Annotated in this window: 16 protein-coding genes and 2 pseudogenes; 14 read left to right on the top strand and 4 right to left on the bottom strand. The window is 72.7% G+C overall.

What is annotated here, in order from left to right; translation table 11 throughout:
* Nucleotides 1-48: 48 nt before the first annotated feature.
* From BU197_RS28345 to BU197_RS28330, 4 genes are all read left to right on the top strand, one after another.
* Nucleotides 49-816 (top strand): TetR/AcrR family transcriptional regulator, encoded by a 768-nt coding sequence (locus BU197_RS28345; protein ID WP_223182871.1) that lies wholly within the window; start codon nt 49-51, stop codon nt 814-816.
* A 335-nt stretch (nt 817-1151) separates the two neighbouring features.
* Nucleotides 1152-1847 (top strand): ArsR/SmtB family transcription factor, encoded by a 696-nt coding sequence (locus tag BU197_RS28340; RefSeq protein WP_188271178.1) that lies wholly within the window; start codon nt 1152-1154, stop codon nt 1845-1847.
* Nucleotides 1848-2147: 300 nt separating this feature from the next.
* Nucleotides 2148-3059 carry a DMT family transporter gene (locus BU197_RS28335; protein WP_188271177.1) on the top strand — a complete coding sequence of 304 codons (912 nt, stop codon included), beginning with the start codon at nt 2148-2150 and terminating at the stop codon, nt 3057-3059.
* Between the two features lie 214 nt (nt 3060-3273).
* Entirely contained in the window at nt 3274-3963 is a 690-nt protein-coding gene (locus BU197_RS28330) for a TetR family transcriptional regulator (RefSeq protein WP_188271176.1), read from the top strand.
* A 53-nt stretch (nt 3964-4016) separates the two neighbouring features.
* Here BU197_RS28330 and BU197_RS28325 read toward each other — a convergent pair whose 3' ends face one another.
* Nucleotides 4017-4682, bottom strand: coding sequence for a TetR/AcrR family transcriptional regulator (locus BU197_RS28325; protein WP_188271175.1), 666 nt, complete (start codon nt 4680-4682; stop codon nt 4017-4019).
* A gap of 122 nt (nt 4683-4804) precedes the next feature.
* Between BU197_RS28325 and BU197_RS28320 the strand changes: the two genes are divergently transcribed.
* From BU197_RS28320 to BU197_RS28275, 10 genes are all read left to right on the top strand, one after another.
* Nucleotides 4805-5743: a DMT family transporter gene (locus BU197_RS28320; protein ID WP_188271174.1), complete on the top strand. Its 939-nt coding sequence runs from the start codon at nt 4805-4807 to the stop codon at nt 5741-5743.
* Nucleotides 5744-5892: 149 nt separating this feature from the next.
* A complete protein-coding gene (locus BU197_RS28315; protein WP_188271173.1) occupies nt 5893-6693 on the top strand; it encodes an MBL fold metallo-hydrolase in 801 nt (266 codons plus the stop codon).
* 35 nt (nt 6694-6728) lie between these two features.
* Nucleotides 6729-7430 (top strand): DsbA family protein, encoded by a 702-nt coding sequence (locus BU197_RS28310; RefSeq protein ID WP_188271172.1) that lies wholly within the window; start codon nt 6729-6731, stop codon nt 7428-7430.
* A gap of 220 nt (nt 7431-7650) precedes the next feature.
* Entirely contained in the window at nt 7651-8829 is a 1179-nt protein-coding gene (locus BU197_RS28305; protein WP_188271171.1) for an aminotransferase class I/II-fold pyridoxal phosphate-dependent enzyme, read from the top strand.
* On the top strand, nt 8819-9364 hold the full coding sequence (locus BU197_RS28300) for a DUF6190 family protein (protein WP_188271170.1): 546 nt from the start codon (nt 8819-8821) through the stop codon (nt 9362-9364). Before BU197_RS28305 ends, BU197_RS28300 begins: the two co-directional genes overlap by 11 nt.
* Nucleotides 9365-9400: 36 nt before the next feature.
* Nucleotides 9401-10204 (top strand): dihydrodipicolinate synthase family protein, encoded by an 804-nt coding sequence (locus tag BU197_RS28295; protein ID WP_188271169.1) that lies wholly within the window; start codon nt 9401-9403, stop codon nt 10202-10204.
* Nucleotides 10201-11073 carry an iron-containing redox enzyme family protein gene (locus BU197_RS28290; protein WP_188271168.1) on the top strand — a complete coding sequence of 291 codons (873 nt, stop codon included), beginning with the start codon at nt 10201-10203 and terminating at the stop codon, nt 11071-11073. Before BU197_RS28295 ends, BU197_RS28290 begins: the two co-directional genes overlap by 4 nt.
* Complete coding sequence (locus BU197_RS28285; protein WP_188271167.1) at nt 11070-11384, top strand: Rieske (2Fe-2S) protein; 315 nt, start codon at nt 11070-11072, stop codon at nt 11382-11384. Before BU197_RS28290 ends, BU197_RS28285 begins: the two co-directional genes overlap by 4 nt.
* Nucleotides 11381-12829, top strand: coding sequence for a purine-cytosine permease family protein (locus BU197_RS28280; protein WP_188271166.1), 1449 nt, complete (start codon nt 11381-11383; stop codon nt 12827-12829). Before BU197_RS28285 ends, BU197_RS28280 begins: the two co-directional genes overlap by 4 nt.
* 27 nt (nt 12830-12856) lie before the next feature.
* Nucleotides 12857-13852 (top strand): PDR/VanB family oxidoreductase, encoded by a 996-nt coding sequence (locus BU197_RS28275; RefSeq protein ID WP_188271165.1) that lies wholly within the window; start codon nt 12857-12859, stop codon nt 13850-13852.
* 110 nt (nt 13853-13962) lie between these two features.
* Here BU197_RS28275 and BU197_RS28270 read toward each other — a convergent pair whose 3' ends face one another.
* The 3 genes and pseudogenes from BU197_RS28270 to BU197_RS31150 form a co-directional block, all read right to left on the bottom strand.
* Entirely contained in the window at nt 13963-15051 is a 1089-nt protein-coding gene (locus BU197_RS28270) for a Zn-dependent alcohol dehydrogenase (RefSeq protein WP_188271164.1), read from the bottom strand.
* A 275-nt stretch (nt 15052-15326) separates the two neighbouring features.
* Nucleotides 15327-16481, bottom strand: a pseudogene (locus BU197_RS28265) (aldehyde dehydrogenase family protein); the annotation flags it as partial.
* A 32-nt stretch (nt 16482-16513) separates the two neighbouring features.
* Nucleotides 16514-16648 (bottom strand): annotated as a pseudogene (locus tag BU197_RS31150) (PLP-dependent aminotransferase family protein); the annotation flags it as partial.

Below are 16648 nucleotides of genomic sequence, written 5' to 3'. Positions count from 1 at the left end.
TCCATTAATTATCACTGCTAGTTTTGGCTCCGGCCTACTATGTGCGCCATGGCCCGACCGCGCAAGCCCCTGCTCAGCCGAGACCTCATCGTGGCGAAGGCGAGCGCGCTCGTGGACGCGGAGGGGCTCGACGCGCTCTCCACCCGGCGCCTCGCGGCCGAACTCGGGGTGAGCGGGCCCTCGCTCTACAACCACTTCCGCACCAAGGACGAGATCCTCGACGCGGTTGCCGACGCAGTCAGCGCCAAGGTCGACCTGTCGATGTTCGACGAGGCCGACGACCGCGACTGGCTGACGGCGCTGCGCGACTGGGCGGTCTCCTACCGCGCCGCCCTCGCCGACCACCCGCACATCGTCCCGGTCCTCGCCCAGGGCCCCGGCAGGCGCCCGGCGGGGCTGCGGGTGGCGGACGCGGTCTTCGGCGCGATGGTCCGCGCGGGGTGGCCCCCGGCCCAGGCGACCTCGATCGGCGCGCTCATGCGGTACTTCGTCACCGGCTCGGCGCTCGGCTCCTTCGCGCGCGGTTTCGTCGACGACGAGACGGCGTACGACCCTGCTTCCTACCCCCACCTCGGTCAGGCCCACCTCCTCGCGGAGCACCGCCAGAAGGTCGACGAGGGCGCCTTCGCCACTGGCCTCAAGGCCCTCCTCGACGGCCTCCGACTCCAGTACGAGGCCAGGGAGGACCGACCCCGGGAGGGCGGAGGGCCCGCCGCCGGGCCCTCACCCTCCCGAAGGCCCGACGCCGAGCCCTCGCCCTCCCGAAGGCCCGGCGCCGAGCCCGTACGAGACGATTCGGCAGCCGCCGGGGGGTGAGCACGGGGGCCCCGTGGCGGGCCCGCTTCCCGACGCCGGGGAGGGGACGCGAGCGGCCCGTGGCAGGGCGCCCCGACCGGCGCCGCCGGAGAGGGGCGGGACCAGCCCGAGGACAGGATGCTTCGGCCGCCGCCGGGAAGAGGGCGAGACCGTCCCGAGGCGACGCCTTACCCACCCCCAGGCGAGGGCGGCCCCGTGGGCGGGACACTTCGCCCGCCGCCGGGAAAAGCCGGAACCGGCCCGAGGCAACGCCCTACCCAACCCCGGTTCGCGACCGGCCCCGTCGGCGGGACGCTTCGGTCGTCGCCGAAGCGTGTGTGCGGCAGGCTTGTGGCATGGGAGCCAGTGACCTCGCCGAGCTCGCGGCGCTCTTCGCGGACGAGACTCGCGCCTGCTTCGTACTCGCCCTGCTCGACGGGCGGGCCTGGACGGCGGGCGAACTCGCCCGGCACGCGGGCGTCGCGCCGTCGACCGCGAGCGAGCACCTGGGCCGGCTGGTCGGCGGCGGGGTGCTCGCCGAGGAGCGGCAGGGCCGACACCGGTACGTCCGGCTCGCCGGGCCCGGGATCGCGCACCTCGTCGAGGATCTGGCCGCCCGCTCCGCTCCGGCCGCGCCCCCGCCGCCCCGTTCGCTGAGCGCCGTGAACGCCGGGCGGGCGATGGCCAGGGGCCGGACCTGCTACGACCATCTCGCCGGTCGCCTCGGCATCACGATCACGGAGGCGATGACCGGGCGCGGACTGCTCCGCCAGGACACCGGCTTCGCCCTCACCGACCGAGGTGTGGCCTGGTTCGAGGAGTTGGGCGTCCCGCTGGTGCGCCGGGGCCGCAGGCCCCTGGCGCGCGGCTGCCTCGACTGGACCGAGCGCCGCCCCCACCTCGCCGGACTCGCGGGAGCGGCCCTGTGCGCCCACGCGCTGGACACCGGCTGGTGCGTACGGATCGGCTCCGAGCGGGCGGTACGGGTGACCGGCGAGGGCGAGGCGGCACTGCACGCGGCCCTGGGCATCGCACCGGAGAGCCTGCGCTGAGGGGCGGGTGCCGGGGGTGACGGCCGAGGCCAGGCGCGTACGAGAAGCCCCCCCCCCCCGCCCGGTCCCGACCCACCCACCCAGACTGTTCCCGTCCCACCCAGACCCTTCCCGTCCCGCCCCAACCGATTCCCCGGCCCCGACCCGCCCAGATCCTTCCCGTCCCACCCAGACCCCGCTCCACCTCGGCCGATCCAGCCCAGCACGCTGCGGCCCCGGCTGCTTCCGTCCGCCCCCGTCCGCCCCCGCCCCGGCACACTGCGGCCCCGGCCGAAATGTCCACCGCTTACCGTCGGAGGCATGCACCACTCCCCCTCGCGTGCGGCGCTCGCCGCCGCCTCCGTCACCGTCGTCCTCTGGGCCTCGGCCTTCGTCTCCATCCGCAGCGCGGGTGCCGCCTACTCCCCCGGCGCGCTGGCGCTGGGGCGGCTGCTCACCGGGTCCCTCGTCCTGGGAGCGGTCCTCCTGTCGCGGCGGGAGGGGCTTCCGCCCCGGGCCGCCTGGCCGGGCATAGCGGTCTCGGGGCTGCTCTGGTTCGGGGTGTACATGGTGGTGCTCAACTGGGGTGAGCAGGAGGTCGACGCGGGCACGGCGGCGATGGTGGTCAACATAGGCCCGATCCTGATCGCCCTGCTCGGGGCCCGGTTCCTCCGGGAGTCGCTGCCGCCCCGGCTCCTCGCGGGCATGGCGGTGTCGTTCGCGGGCGCGGTGACCGTGGGCCTGTCGATGTCCGGTGGCTCCGGCGGTCACGCCTCGACGCTCGGGGTGCTGCTCTGTCTGCTCGCGGCGGTGGCGTACGCGGGCGGGGTGGTGGCGCAGAAGCCGGCGCTCGCGCACGGCAGCGCGCTCCAGGTGACCACGTTCGGCTGTCTGGTGGGGGCGGTGGCCTGTCTGCCGTTCGCCGGGCAGTTGGTGTCGGAGGCGGCGGAGGCTCCGTTGCCGGCCACCCTGAACATGGTCTATCTGGGGGTCTTCCCGACCGCTCTCGCCTTCACCACCTGGGCCTATGCCCTGGCCCGTACGACGGCGGGCCGGATGGGCGCGACGACCTACGCCGTGCCCGCCCTGGTCGTGTTGATGGCCTGGGGGTTCCTGGGCGAGCTGCCGGGTGCGCTGACTCTGGCCGGAGGTGCGCTCTGCCTGGCGGGCGTGGCTGTTTCCCGCTCCCGGGCGAAGGCCTCAGCGGACACCGGAACGGCTGAATCCACCTGACGGCCCAGGGTCATGGTTCCGGACACTTCTGGTCGAGCGGGGGCGGTGGGACCCCCCTTCACCAGGTAGGCATGACCCCGTCAAGCCCCACTTTCGGCCCGTCGTCCGGGAAGCCACGTTTCGCGGCCCCTCGGCCGGATAGTTTCGAGTCGGTCACAGGCGTAGGCCGGAACATAACGCTCCGGCACCTTCTCGCGAGTCGACGGGGGAGCTCATGGCGATGCAGCAGCGGGCGGAGAGAACGAGACGGGAAATCCTGTCGGCGGCCGCACGGGTCTTCGACGGACTGGGCTACGAGCGGGCCTCACTGGCCCGGATCGCGGGCGAGGCCCAGGTCACCACCGGAGCCCTGGTCTTCCACTTCGCCACGAAGTCGGATCTGGCGACGGAGGTGCACGGACGGGCCCGCGCGGTCACCCGGGTCACGGTCGAGTCGGCGTGTCTGTCGACGGAGGGCGTGGGCGGGACCGCGATCGACAAACTGGTGATCGCCACGCACGCGCTGATCCGGCTCTTCGAGACGGACCCGACGGCGCGGGCCGGTGAACGGCTGGCGCGGGAACTCCAGTTAACCGCCCCCGGGCTCTCCCGTGACTGCCCCTGGCGGCGCGAGGTGGCCCGGCTCGCCCGCTTCGCCGCCTCGGAGAAGGCGCTGCGGCCCGGTGTGGACGCGACGGCGGTGGCGGCGCTCATCGGATACGTGATCACCGGGGTCGAGCTGGAGATGCGCTGCCCGGCGGCGCCCGCCGACGAGAGCTGGCCGGCCGAGGAGCCGAGGGAGCCCCGCTGCCCCACCGAGAGCGGCGCCCTGCACGGGCCCGCCGAGGAACGGCTCTCCCGGATCTGGGAGCTGATCCTGCCGGGTCTGGTGCAGCACCCGACCATCCGGCGGCACGGCGCCTGACCCGCCCCGACCGGGCCGGGGCCCGGTCCACCGGACCGCCGCCCGGCCCGGTGTCACTCCCCGGAGGCCAGCAGTTGCCGGGCGAAGCCGGTCAGTGAGCGGCCGACGCGTTCGGCCGAGAGTCCCAGCTCGCGCCGTTGGAAGTGGAAGAGTTCGGGGGCCAGCGGGCTGAGGGCGATGTCGATCAGCGGGTCCGGGTCGCGGACGCCGTGGTCGACGAGGAGTGTCCGGACGTGGACGCGCCAGAATCCGTACGCCCCGGTACGGAAGCGCGCCGGGCCGGTCTCCGCGCCGAGCGCCAGCGGCAGGTGCCGTTCGAGGAGATCGAGCATCGCGAGGTAGAAGGCGGCGAGGCGCTCCCCCGCCGGTGCGCCGGGGCCCAGCGGCGGCGGGCCGTAGATGAGCTGGCCCTGGAGTCTGCGCTCGTGCTCGTCGAGCAGGGCCACGGCGACAGAGGGCGGATCGGGGAAGCTGCGGTAGAGGGTGGCGCGGCCGACCCCGGCGGCTTTGGCGATCTTGTCCATGGTGACCGCCCGGGGGTCCTCCCCGTCCGCGAAGAGCCGTTCCGCGGCGGCCAGGATCTGAGCCCGGTTGCGTTCGGCGTCGGCGCGCCGACGCGGTGAGACGGGTTGGTCGTCCGCCGCCTGGAGATCACCAAGGAGCCCGCCGACCCGGTGCACGGAGTCGGCTCCACGTCGGCGCTGCTCGTCGTCGCTCATGGTTCCGACCTTAACTCCCTCCCGGCTAAGTGGACACCTTGTCCGCTTGTTGGCCTCCATGGCATGCTAACCGGACTCAGTGTCCATTTAACCGCTCGCCATCCCGTCCCAGGGAGATCAAGATGCACACCGCGCTCCTCGCCGCGGCCCTGCTGGTCGGCTGCCTCCTGGCCGTCCAGGCCTCGGTGAACCTCCAGCTCAACGCGGCCGTCGGCACCCCGTACGGCGCCTCGACCATCCAGCTCGGCGTCGCGACCGGCCTGCTGACCGTGCTCGCCGTGGCCGCCGGAGCCCTCGGCGCCCTCGGCAAGCTGCCCGACGTCGAGCCCTGGCAACTGCTCGGCGGGCTGGCAAGCCCGCTGTACATCACCAGCGGCATCCTGCTCTTCCCTCGGCTCGGGGCCTTGGCAGCTGTCGGACTCTTCGTCACCGGCCAGATGTTCTCCTCGCTCGCGCTCGACCTCTTCGGTCTCCTCGGCCTGGAAAAGAAGGAGCTGAGCGCCGGTATCGTCATCGGCGCCCTGGCCGTCCTCGCCGGCATCGTCGTGATCATCCGGGGCATGAAGGCGGCGGCGCCCCCCGGCGCCCCCAAGATGTCCGGCGCGGGCCGGGCCGGCTGGCTCGCCCTCGGCGTGATCGCCGGTGGCGTGCTCCCCGTCCAGGGCGCGGTCAACGCCCAGCTGCGCGGACAGCTCAAGGAGCCCATCACCGTCGCCGTCATCAGCTTCGCCGTGGCCACCTTCACCATCGCCGTCGTGCTGCTCGTGCTCTACGCGACCCACAAGACGCCCAAGCCCAAGGTCGCCCCGCTGAAGAAGATGCCCTGGTGGGGCTGGCTCGGTGGCGCCTGCGCCGCCGCGTACGTCACCGGCACCTTCCTGCTCATCCCCGCCATCGGCGCGGCGGTGACCATCGCGCTCACCGTCACGGGTCAGCAGCTGACCTCGGCGCTGATCGACCACAAGGGCCTGTTCAAGCTCCCGCAGCGCTCGCTCACCAAGCCCCGCGCCCTGGGCCTCGCCCTGCTGATCGCCGGTTCGCTCACCATCCAGCTCGTCTGATCCCGGCTGGCCAGGCCTGATCCCGGCCGGCTCGTCCGATCCCCGTCGGCCCGCCTGATCCCGGGCGGCCGGCCGTCCGACCACGGCCGGCTCTCCGGGACCCGCCCCGGGGGCCGCGAACCCGCCCGGTGCGACATGAAAGGTGTGCCATGAAAGCGTCCTACACCGCCGGTCCCGACCTCCACGTCCTCCCTTCCGCACTGCCCATCCCGGATCTCGGCGACCAGCCGGTCAACGGCTTCCTGCTCCGCTCCGGCGAGCCGCTCCTGGTGGACGCGGGCATGCCGGTCGACCGTGAGGACTTCCTCGCGTCCCTCTGGTCGCTGATCGACCCGGCCGATCTGCGCTGGATCGTCGTCACCCACGACGACCGCGACCACACCGGCGCCCTGGCCCGCATCCTGGCCGAGGCGCCCGGTGCGAAGGTCCTCGCCAACGCGATAACGCTGACCCGTTTATCCGAGGAGTTCGACATTCCGCAGGACCGGGCGGTCACCGCGAACCCGGGCAGCCGGGTGAAGACCGGCGACCGCGAGCTGAGTTTTCACCGGCCGCCCACCTTCGATTCACCCGGAACCCTCGCCGTCTTCGACCATTCCGATGGGACGCTCTACAGCTCGGACAGCTTCGGCACCGTGGTCGGGGAAATCACCCACGAGTTCGCCGATCTCTCCGAGGAGGAATTCTTCGGCGGCTTCGAGGTCCTCAACCGGGCGATAGCCCCCTGGACCGCGCTGGTCGACGAGGCGAAGTTCCTCCGCCCGGTGCGCGAACTCGCCGCACTGCGGCCCGCGAAGCTGCTGAGCGCCCACGGGCCCACCGTCCGCGAGGACGCGGTGCCGAGGCTCTTCGAGGCCATGGCCCGCATCCCCTCCCTGCCCGCCTGGCTGCCCGGCGCCGACCTCGACCTGGAGTCGGCGCTCGACGCCCTGGAGAACCCCGCGGGCTGAGCACCGCCCGGCCCGCGTACCGACCGAGGAGAACCATGTCCGACCCGACCACCGCCGACCCGACCCCGCCGCGCGGAGTCGTCACCGTCTTCTCCGACATCTGGTGTTCCTTCGCGCACATCGCGATCCACCGGCTGCACACCACCAGGACCCGCCTCGGCCTGGAGGAGCAAGTCTCCTTCGACCTGCGCGCCTTCCCGCTCGAACTGCTCAACGACGCCCCGAGCCCGCGCCCCGGCACCGACAGCGAGGTCGCCCGGATGGCCAGCCTCGAACCGGGCGCCGGCTGGCAGCTGTGGCAGGCCAAGGACTGGCTGTACCCCTCGACGACCCTGCCCGCCCTGGAGGCGGTGCTGGCCGCCAAGGAGCAGAGCCTGAACGCCTCCGAACAGCTCGACCTCGGGCTGCGCAGGGCCTTCTGGGCCGAGTCCCGCTGCATCAGCCACCGCAAGGTGATCCTGGACGTGGCCGCCGAGACCGGGGCCGTGGACGTCGACGCCCTCGCCGAGGCGCTCGACGACGGACGGGCCCGCCGCACCCTCTCCGACCAGGCGGCGCTCTCCCGGACCGACCGGATCAACTGTAGCCCCCACCTGTTCCTGCCCGACGGCTCCGACCACCCCAACCCGGGCATCGACGTGGGCTGGGAGGGGGCGTACGGCATCGGCTGGCCGGTCATCGCGTCGGACGACCCGAAGGTGTACGAGGACATTCTCATGAAGGCCGCGACCGAATAGCGAAACCGGCGGTGAAAAGCAGCTAGAAGTCGAGGACGACGGACAGGCATTCCCATTCGGGGAATGCCTGTCCGTCGTTCTTTTTTTTCGCCGGGAGAACATCGCGGTGATTATTAATTGCGTGACCCGTGCGTTATTCGCAGGGTCGCTCGAAGCTCCTAAAGTCGTTCACGCCGCCGGGAATTCCGACGGAGATTCGCATCGACAGCGGGAGCTCTTCATGTCGTTGACCGACAAGGCAGACGTCAGCACCTTCGTCGACCTCACCCAGCATGAGATCGAAGCCCTGAAGACCCGGTTCAACCTGGCCGACGCGCACACCCACCAGCGTCAGTCCGACTCCCAGGAGCGGATCGTCTCCCGGCTGCCCGAGCTGTGGCACGAGTCCGAGACCAAGCAGCAGGCGCACTTCGAGCGCCGGTTCGTGGACGCCTTCTTCCGGCTGCACCAGCAGCCCACCGCCCGTGCGATGGACCGCACGCTCCTGTCGTACTCCGCGAGCGTCTCCACCATGGTCGCCGGCATGTTCCTCAAGCAGCGCGGGATGTCCGTGCAGCTCGTCGAGCCCTGCTTCGACAACCTGGTCGACCTGCTCCGCAACATGCAGGTGCCGATCTCCCCGCTCGCCGAGTCCGCGCTGCACGAGAAGGACGCCATCTACGAGCGGCTCGTCGAGCAGGTCGACGCGGACGCGATCTACCTGGTCGACCCGAACAACCCGACCGGCTTCACCCTGCTCGCCGAGAAGCTGGAGGGCTTCCGCGAGGTCGTCCGCTACTGCGTGGACCACGACAAGGTCCTGGTCATGGACTTCTGCTTCGCCTCCTTCGCGCTCTGCGACGAGGGGATGGGCCGGGTCGACATCTACCGGCTCCTTGAGGAGTCCGGCGTCACCTACATGGTGATGGAGGACACCGGCAAGACCTGGCCGATCCAGGACGCCAAGTGCGCCATGATCACCTCCAGCCGGAACATCCAGGAGGAGGTCTACAACCTCCACACCAGCGTCCTGCTCAACGTCTCGCCGTTCGTCCTCAACATGGTCACGCAGTACATCGAGGACTCCATCGAGGACGGCTTCGCCTCCGTCCGCGACATCATCAGCACCAACGGGAACGCCGCCCGCACCGCGCTCGCCGGAACCATCCTGGAGTTCCAGGAGCCGGTGGTCGGCACCAGCGTCGCCTGGTTCCGCATCACGGCGGAGCACCTGACGGCCACCCAGCTCCAGGCAGTCCTCTTCGACGAGGAGGTGTACGTCCTGCCGGGCACGTTCTTCTACTGGAACACCAAGGAGAAGGGCGAGCGCTTCATCCGGCTGGCCCTGGCCCGCGAGCCCGAGGTGTTCGCCGGTGCCATGGAGCGGATGCGCAAGGTGGTCGAGCGCTATGCCGTCTGACCCGAACCCGGCGGTCTTCGTCGACGCCACCCTCTTCATGGGCATGCACAGCCGGGACCAGGCCGTGCGGATCGGCTGCAAGGCCTTCTTCGCCGACCGGCTGGCCGCCGGGGAAGCGGGCCGGGTCCTGATGAGCTGGGAGCAGGTCGGCCGCTGCGACGACCTCGTCTGGGGCTGCGACCGGCACACGCAGGACGAGTACTACCCGTTCATGGACGTGCTCCACACCGATCTGACCATCGACCGCGTCCCGTACGACGAGGACGACGTCCGCCGGGCGTTCACCGCGCCCGAGCTCGAAGGTCTGCCCGCGCACGAGCGGCTGCTGCTCGCCCAGGTCATCGGGCGCGGGGGCACGCTGCACACGGCCAGCCCCCGGCTGGTGAAGGCGGCGGCCGGGCTGCCCGTCGTCGCGGTCGGCCCGCGCGCCGCGTCCGAGGCGGCCACCCCGCTCCCCGAGCCCGCGTTCCCCGCGTACCTGGAGGACCTCTACCAGCGGTCGCTGGTCCTCACGGTCGTGTCCGAAAACCTCTGACAGACATCTGACGGACATGCGAAGGACAGCCCACTCATGCCTGGCACCCACTCCGGGACCATCGTCCCGCTGATCACCCCCTTCGACGAGCACGGCACCGTCGACGAGCAGAGCGTCGTCCGCCTCCTCGACCACATCAGGACCGAGGTCAACGGCCTCATGCCCGCCCTGACCTCCGGCGAGGGCTGGAAGCTCGACGCCCGGCAGTGGCAGGACGTCGTGACGTACACCGTCCGGCACGCGGGCGGCCTGCCCGTCCTGGCCGGAATCCAGCTCCCCGAGACCGCCGCCGTGATCGACCGGGCCCGCACCGCCGCCGCGATCGGCGCCGACGCCGTCGTCGTCACCACCCCCTTCGGTGCCGACGTGACACAGGACCGGATCGTCGAGCACTACCAGGCGATCCGCGCCGCCCTCGACCTCCCGATCTTCCTCTACAACGAAGAGGCGCTCTCCGGGAACCGCATCGAGTTCGACACCCTGCTGAGGATCTGCGAGATCCCCGGGATCGTCGGCATCAAGGAGTCCAGCGGCGATGCCGCCTTCACCCGGAAGATGGCGGGGGCCGGCACCGGCATCCCGGTCTTCGAGGGCTGGGAGAACCTGCTCGTCGAGGCCCGCGGCATCGACGGCTTCATCGGCCCGCTGGCCAACCTGGAGCCCGCCCTCTGCAACGCGATGCTGGTCGACCCCACCCCCGACCGGCAGGCGGAGATCAACTCCGTCTGCGAGAAGTACGGCGTCTTCAAGGACGACTGGTACCGCTGGGTCAAGCAGGAGCTGCACCGGCGCGGCGTGATCAGCTCCCCCGCCGTCCACGGGGAGGCGAAGGCGCCGTGAGCACCGCCTCCGCCGGTTCCTCCGTCCCCGTCACCGCGCACTCGGTCGCCGCCCCGGCCGCGACCGCCCAGCGCGAACTGCACACCCTCTACCGGCGCGTCCCGAACCTCGGCGACTACGGCTCGATGGCCGCGATCGAGGAGCGGTGGATCCTGCCGATGGCCCGCGCCTACGAGGAGTCGGCGCCGCGCTTCGGCTCGGCCGGCGAACTGCTCCAGGCACTCAGGGAGTTCCTCGCCGAGGAGGAGGCCGCGATCCCCGAGAGCGCGACCTTCCTCGCGGAGCACGCGACGCTCCCCCAGTTCACCACCGTGGTCCGTCAGTTCGCCCTCGACGGCCTCACCGAGTCCGAGTCGCTGCTGCCGGTCGTCCCCCGGCTCCCGTACCGCTCGGGCATGGCGGTCTTCCGGGTCCTCATCGACGAACTCGGCTGCGGCAACGAGGAGAAGGCGCACTCGCAGCTCTACCGCGACCTGCTCACCGAGCTGGGCCTGAGCCTGCGGCTCGACGACTACCTGGACGAGACGACTCCGGAGTGCTTCGCCTACGTCAACATGTTCCACTGGCTGGCGAGCCGGGCGTCCTCGCCCCAGTACTTCCTGGGCGCGTACGCCTACTTCGAGACCAGTGTCCTGTACTCCTTCCAGAGCTTCGCCCGCGCGGCGCGGCGCCTGGGGATCGTCCACGACGCCTACTACACCGAGCACCTCTACATCGACTCCTACCACAGCAGCCACATGCGGACGGCGATCCGCGCCCTTGAGGAGCCCGACCTGGCGAAGATCTGGGCGGGTGTGCGGCTGACCTCCGACATCGTCGGCACCGCCACCGAGGCGGCCATCGCGCGGGCCAGGGTGACCACCGCATGACGGCCGTGCCCGCCGGGCGGCGGGAGAGCGACGAGCCCGCCGTACGCCAGGTGACCGAGGATCTGATCCTGGTCGAGGCCGCCGGACGCAAGGTCCTCGCGGCCGCCGTCTGCCCGCACCGCGGGGGCAGGCTCAAGTACGCCCGGGTCGACGGGGACAAGCTGCGCATCACCTGTCCCCTGCACCACACGACCTTCGATCTGACCAGCGGGGAGCGCACCTCGGGAGCGAAGTGCGCGGCCCTGCGGGTGGTCGACGTGCTGCCCGGTCGGGACGGCACCGGGGCGGCCCCCGCCGGAGGCGCCTCATGACCACCACACCGGCCGGGGCGGCGCCGATCGCGGCGCCGCCCCGGGCGGCGGAGGGCCACGACGGCATCGCCCCGGTGCCCGAGGCCGAGCGCACCTCGACCCCCGGCGACTTCGGGTGGATCTGGCCCTCCGCCCAGTTCTCCTTCGGCACGGTCGTCCTCGGCGCGCTGCCGGTGGTCTTCGGCCTCGGCTGGTGGGCCTCGGCGAGCGCGATCGCCGTCGGGGTCGCCGTCGGCACGGCGCTGCTCGCCCCGCTCGCCCGCTTCGGCCTGCGCACCGGCACCAACGATCCCGTGTCCAGCGGGGCGCACTTCGGGGTGCGGGGCAGGGTGGTCGGCAATGTCGTCACGGTGGTGGCGGCGCTCGGCTTCTTCTCGATCGCGGTGTGGACGGGCGGGACGGCCGTGATGGTCGCGGGGCACCGGCTGTTCGCCACGCCGACCGGGCCGGGTCCGCTGACGGTGGCGATGGGCGTGACGGCGGCGGCGGTCGCCCTCGTCGCCGTCCGGGGCCACGAGACCCTGGTGCGTACGTACAAGGTCACGGCGGTCACCGGCGGCGCGGTCCTGCTCGGCACCGTCCTCGTCCTCGCCCCGGACTTCGACCCGGGGTACGCCGGGGGCGCGCTCGCCCTCGACAGCGTCCCCCGGACCTGGCTGCTCGCGGCGACCACGTCGGCGACCGTGCCCCTGTCGTACGCCACCTTCCAGGGCGACTACACCCGGTTCATGCCCGCGTCGACTCCGCCGGGCCGGGTGGTGCGGGCGAGCGGGGTGTCGATGTTCCTCAGCAGTCTCGGCGCACTGCTCACCGGCGCGTACGTGACGACGCTCTTCCCGGTGCCGGACGGGCCCTGGCTCCAGGGTCTCACCGACGCGGTGCCCGGCTGGTTCGCGGTGGCGGTCGTGGTCTTCGGCTTCGCGGGCACCCTCCCGCAGGCGGGGCTCTGCCTGTACGCGGCCGGGCTCTCCGCCAACTCGGTGTTCTGGCGCTCCTCCCGGACCGCCGTGACCACGGCGGTCGCGCTGCTCGCGGCGGCGGTGCTGTATCTGGGGGCGGTGGTGTACGACGCCATGGACGCGATGTCGGCGTTCGTGACGCTGCTGCTCACCGTCGTCGCCCCGTGGGCGGCGGTCCTCTCGGTGGGGTACGCGCTCCACCGGGGCCGGTACGACCCGGCGGCGCTGCGCACCTTCACCAGCGGCGGGGGCGGCCGGTACTGGTACACCGGCGGGGTCAACGCGCGTGCGGTCACGGCCTTCGCGGCGGGCTCGGCCGTCGGCGTCCTGTGGGTCGACAACCCGCTGTACACGGGCCCGTTGACGGGGCTGACCGGCGGTGTCGACCTGAGCCTGCCGGCCTCGTTCACGATCGCCGCCACGCTGTACGCGGTGCTGTGCCGGCTGCTGCCCGAGCCGCCGCCGCCTCCCGCGACCGGCCCCTGACCTTCCGCTCCCGACCCGAGGTGAACCATGACCGATCCCTCGTCCTCTTCCCCGCTCACGGTCCGTTCGGTCGTCCAGGAGGCCGAGGGTGTCCTGGGGCTTCTCCTCGCCGATGCCACGGGCGCCGAACTGGCCCCGTGGGAGCCCGGTGCGCATCTGGAGGTGACGCTGCCGTCCGGTGCGGTGCGGCACTACTCGCTCTGCGGCGACCCTGCGGACCGGAGCACGTACCGGCTCGGCGTGCTGCGCGAACCGGCGGGCCGGGGCGGCTCCGAGGAGATCCACACCTCGGTCGGCGCGGGCACGGTCCTGCGGGTCCGGGGGCCGTTCAACCGGTTCCCGCTGGTGCCCGCCGAGCGGTATCTGTTCCTCGCGGGCGGCATCGGCGTGACCCCGCTGCTGCCGATGGTCCGCGCCCTGCCACCGGGCTCGTGGAGCCTTCTGTACGGGGGCCGGAGCCTGGCCTCCATGGCGTACCGCGAGGAACTCGCCGGGCTGCCGGGCGTCACCCTCGTCCCGCGGGACACGGCAGGGCTGCCCGATCTGGACGCGGTCCTCGGCGGGCTCGCACCGGGGACGGCCGTCTACTGCTGCGGACCCGAGGGGCTGTTGCGGGCGGTGGCGGAGCGGTGGCGGGGGCCGCTGCACACGGAGCGGTTCGGGGCGGCGCCTTCGGGGGCCGGGGCGGAGTCTTCGGAGGGCGGCGCGGTGTCTTCCGCGAGCGGTGCGGAGTCCTCGGGGGCCGGTGTCGGGCCCGGGGGTTTCGAGGTCGAGCTGCGGCGGAGTGGTCTGACGCTTCGGGTGGAGCCCGGCCGGAGCCTGCTGGACGTGGTGCGGGAGGCCGTGCCGGGGGTCGCGTACTCCTGCGAGGAGGGCTGGTGCGGCACCTGTGAGACCAAGGTGCTCGCCGGGGTGCCCGAGCACCACGACGAGGTCCTCGGCGAGGACGAGAGGGCCTCGGGGACGACCATGATGATCTGCGTGGGCCGCTCGCGCGGGCCCCGCCTGGTCCTGGACGTGTGAGACGCCCCGGACGGACGGGGGGTGTGCGGGGCCATGGGGAGCCCGTACCGGCGCGACCGGCCGGTACGGGCTCCTCCGTCGTGCCGGAAGAGGCCGTGGCACCCCGGGCGTCAGGGGGAGGGGAAGACCACCAGGGCCCGGCCGCCCTTGCCCGCCCGCATGTCGGCGAAGGCACCCGGGATGCCCTCCAGGGTGATCCGTTCGGTGACGAGGGCGCCGAGGTCGAGCCGTCCGGCCCGGATGTGCCCGGCGAGCACGGGCAGGTCCTCGGCCGGGTTCGCGTTGCCGTAGACGCAGCCGGAGAGGGTGCGGCCCCAGTGGAAGATCTCCAGGGCGTTGAAGGTGACCTGCTGGTCCTTGCCGCCGATGCCGACGACCGTGGTCCTGCCGCCGCGCCGGGTGGAGTCCCAGGCGGTACGGATGGCGACGGCGCGGCCGACGCACTCGACGGCCACGTCGACCCCGTGGCCCCCGGTCAGTTTCCTGATCTCCCGGGCGGTGGTGTCGGAGGCGACGAGGTACTCGGTCGCGCCCGCCGTCCGGGCCAGTTCCTCCTTCTCCGGGGAGACGTCCACGGCGATGATCGTCCCGGCGCCCGCGATCCGGGCCGCCTGGAGGGTGGCGAGGCCCACCCCGCCGACCCCGAACACGGCGACGGTCTCGCCCGCGCGGACCCGGGCGGAGTGGTGGACGGCGCCCCAGCCGGTGAGCACCGCGCAGCCGAGCAGCGCCGCCTCGACGAGCGGCACCCCCTCGGGCAGCGGCAGGACACAGCCCGCCGCGACGACGGTCTCCTCCGCGAAGGCGGCGACGTTGAGCCCCGGGTGCAGCGCGGTGCCCTCGGCGGTGTGGGCGTGGACGTTTCCCGCGCCGGTCAGGGCGTCGGCGCAGAGCCAGACCTCGCCGAGCGAGCAGGCGTGGCAACGGCCACAGGAGGGCGCCCAGTTGAGGACGACCTCGTCGCCCGGAGCGACATGACCGACGCCCTCGCCGACGGAGACGACGGTGCCGGCGCCCTCGTGGCCGAGGACGGCGGGAACCGGCACGCGCATGGTGCCGTCGGACAGGGACAGATCGGAGTGGCAGACCCCGGCGGCGGCGAGCCGCACCCGGACCTGGCCGGGACCTGGAGCGGGGAGTTCGATGCCGGTGATCTCCAGGGGAGAGCCTACGGCGGGCAGGACGGCGGCGCGGATCACGCTCGTTGCTCCTTCTGCGCTCGGGACCGGGACTTCGGAAGGGAGGTGCCGGAACGGAGGACCGTAACAGAGGTACGAGAGGGGAGAGTTCGGGCCGGGAAGGCCGGAAAGGACCGGCAGGCCGGGCAGGGCGGAACGGCGGAGGGCGGGCCCGGTACGACGGAGGGTGGGCCCGGCCTTCCGGTACGACGGAGGGCCGGTCCGGCCTTTCGGTACGACGGAGGGCCGGACCGGAAGCGGACCGCTCGACACCGGCCGGGCCGGAACCGGAGGGGTCAGAACTGGAGGGACTTGGTCTGGAGGTACTCGGCGAGGCCGTGCGCGCCGAGTTCGCGGCCCACGCCGGACTGCTTGTAGCCGCCGAAGGGGGCCATCGGGTTGAACCGGCCGCCGTTGATGTCGACCTGCCCGGTCTCCATGCGGCGGGCGAAGGCGACGGCCTCCTCTGGCTCGCCCCAGACGGCTCCGGCGAGGCCGTAGACGGTGCCGTTGGCGATCCGGAGCGCCTCGTCCTCGTCCTCGTACCGGAGGAGGGAGACGACGGGCCCGAAGATCTCCTCCTGGGCGATGGTCATCTCCGGGGTGACGTCGGCGAAGACGGTCGGGGAGACGTAGTAGCCGGTCGCGAGGGGGGCCTCGGGGCCACCGGCGACGAGCCGGGCGCCCTCCGCGATGCCCGTCTCGATGTAGCCGAGGACGCGGCGTTGCTGCCGGGCGCTGACGAGCGGGCCGACGCGCTCGCCGGGGACGTACTTGGCGGCGGCCTCGGCGGCGAGCGCCACGGCCTCCTCGTACCGGTCGGCGGGGATCAGCATCCGGGTCCAGGCGCTGCACGTCTGGCCGGAGTTGGACATCACGTTGGCGACGCCGACGGCGACGGCACGGGGGAGGTCGGCGCCGGGCAGGATCACGTTGGCGGACTTGCCGCCGAGTTCGAGGGCGACGCGCTTGACGGCGCCGCCCGCGAGGGCGCCGATGCGGCGGCCGACGGCGGTGGAGCCGGTGAAGGAGACGAGGTCGACGTCCGGGTGCTCGGCGAGTGCCCGGCCCGCGACCGGGCCCGCCCCGGTGACCAGGTTGAACACTCCGGCGGGCAGCCCCGCCTCGTGGACCGCCTCGGCGAAGAGCTGGGCGGTGAGCGGGGTCTCCTCGGCGGGCTTGAGGACGATCGCGCAGCCTGCGGCGAGGGCCGGGGCGACCTTGGCGACGACCTGGTGCAGCGGGTAGTTCCAGGGGGTGATGGCCCCGACGACGCCGACCGGTTCGGCGTACACGGTGGAGTTGCCCACCGTCTCCTCGAAGGGGTGGGTGGCGGCGAGTTCCGCGTACGTGCCCGCCACGGTGACCGGCAGCGCGGCGTGGAGCAGGGCGGCGAGCCGGGGCGGGGCGCCGAGTTCGGCGGTGACGGTGGCGGCGATGTCCTCGGCGCGGGGGGGGGGGGGGGGGGGGGGGGGGGGGGGGGGGGGGGGGGGAAGAGCGGCTGGCAGACGAGGACGCGGGCGCCGGTGGCGCGGAAGGCGGCTTCGAGGAGGTCGGGGCGGACGCCGTCGGCGTCGACCGGTACGGGTACCGGCCGGAGTCCGGCGGCTCGGGCGAC

It is taken from the genome of Streptomyces sp. CBMA291, assembly GCF_014596525.1.
Classification (GTDB): domain Bacteria; phylum Actinomycetota; class Actinomycetes; order Streptomycetales; family Streptomycetaceae; genus Streptomyces.
Note: the sequence above shows the minus strand (reverse complement) of the source record. Positions and strands in the feature narration are given on the sequence as shown.

Bases quoted from the DNA above. Each gene is read 5' to 3' on its own strand.
- BU197_RS28310 (WP_188271172.1), top strand. From the start codon at position 6,729: ATGTCCGACCCGACCACCGCCGACCCGACCCCGCCGCGCGGAGTCGTC.
- BU197_RS28305 (WP_188271171.1), top strand. From the start codon at position 7,651: ATGTCGTTGACCGACAAGGCAGACGTCAGCACCTTCGTCGACCTCACC.
- BU197_RS28280 (WP_188271166.1), top strand. From the start codon at position 11,381: ATGACCACCACACCGGCCGGGGCGGCGCCGATCGCGGCGCCGCCCCGG.
- BU197_RS28275 (WP_188271165.1), top strand. From the start codon at position 12,857: ATGACCGATCCCTCGTCCTCTTCCCCGCTCACGGTCCGTTCGGTCGTC.
- BU197_RS28325 (WP_188271175.1), bottom strand. From the start codon at position 4,682: ATGAGCGACGACGAGCAGCGCCGACGTGGAGCCGACTCCGTGCACCGG.
- BU197_RS28285 (WP_188271167.1), top strand. From the start codon at position 11,070: ATGACGGCCGTGCCCGCCGGGCGGCGGGAGAGCGACGAGCCCGCCGTA.
- BU197_RS28335 (WP_188271177.1), top strand. From the start codon at position 2,148: ATGCACCACTCCCCCTCGCGTGCGGCGCTCGCCGCCGCCTCCGTCACC.
- BU197_RS28330 (WP_188271176.1), top strand. From the start codon at position 3,274: ATGGCGATGCAGCAGCGGGCGGAGAGAACGAGACGGGAAATCCTGTCG.
- BU197_RS28300 (WP_188271170.1), top strand. From the start codon at position 8,819: ATGCCGTCTGACCCGAACCCGGCGGTCTTCGTCGACGCCACCCTCTTC.
- BU197_RS28320 (WP_188271174.1), top strand. From the start codon at position 4,805: ATGCACACCGCGCTCCTCGCCGCGGCCCTGCTGGTCGGCTGCCTCCTG.
- BU197_RS28340 (WP_188271178.1), top strand. From the start codon at position 1,152: ATGGGAGCCAGTGACCTCGCCGAGCTCGCGGCGCTCTTCGCGGACGAG.
- BU197_RS28345 (WP_223182871.1), top strand. From the start codon at position 49: ATGGCCCGACCGCGCAAGCCCCTGCTCAGCCGAGACCTCATCGTGGCG.
- BU197_RS28295 (WP_188271169.1), top strand. From the start codon at position 9,401: ATGCCTGGCACCCACTCCGGGACCATCGTCCCGCTGATCACCCCCTTC.
- BU197_RS28315 (WP_188271173.1), top strand. From the start codon at position 5,893: ATGAAAGCGTCCTACACCGCCGGTCCCGACCTCCACGTCCTCCCTTCC.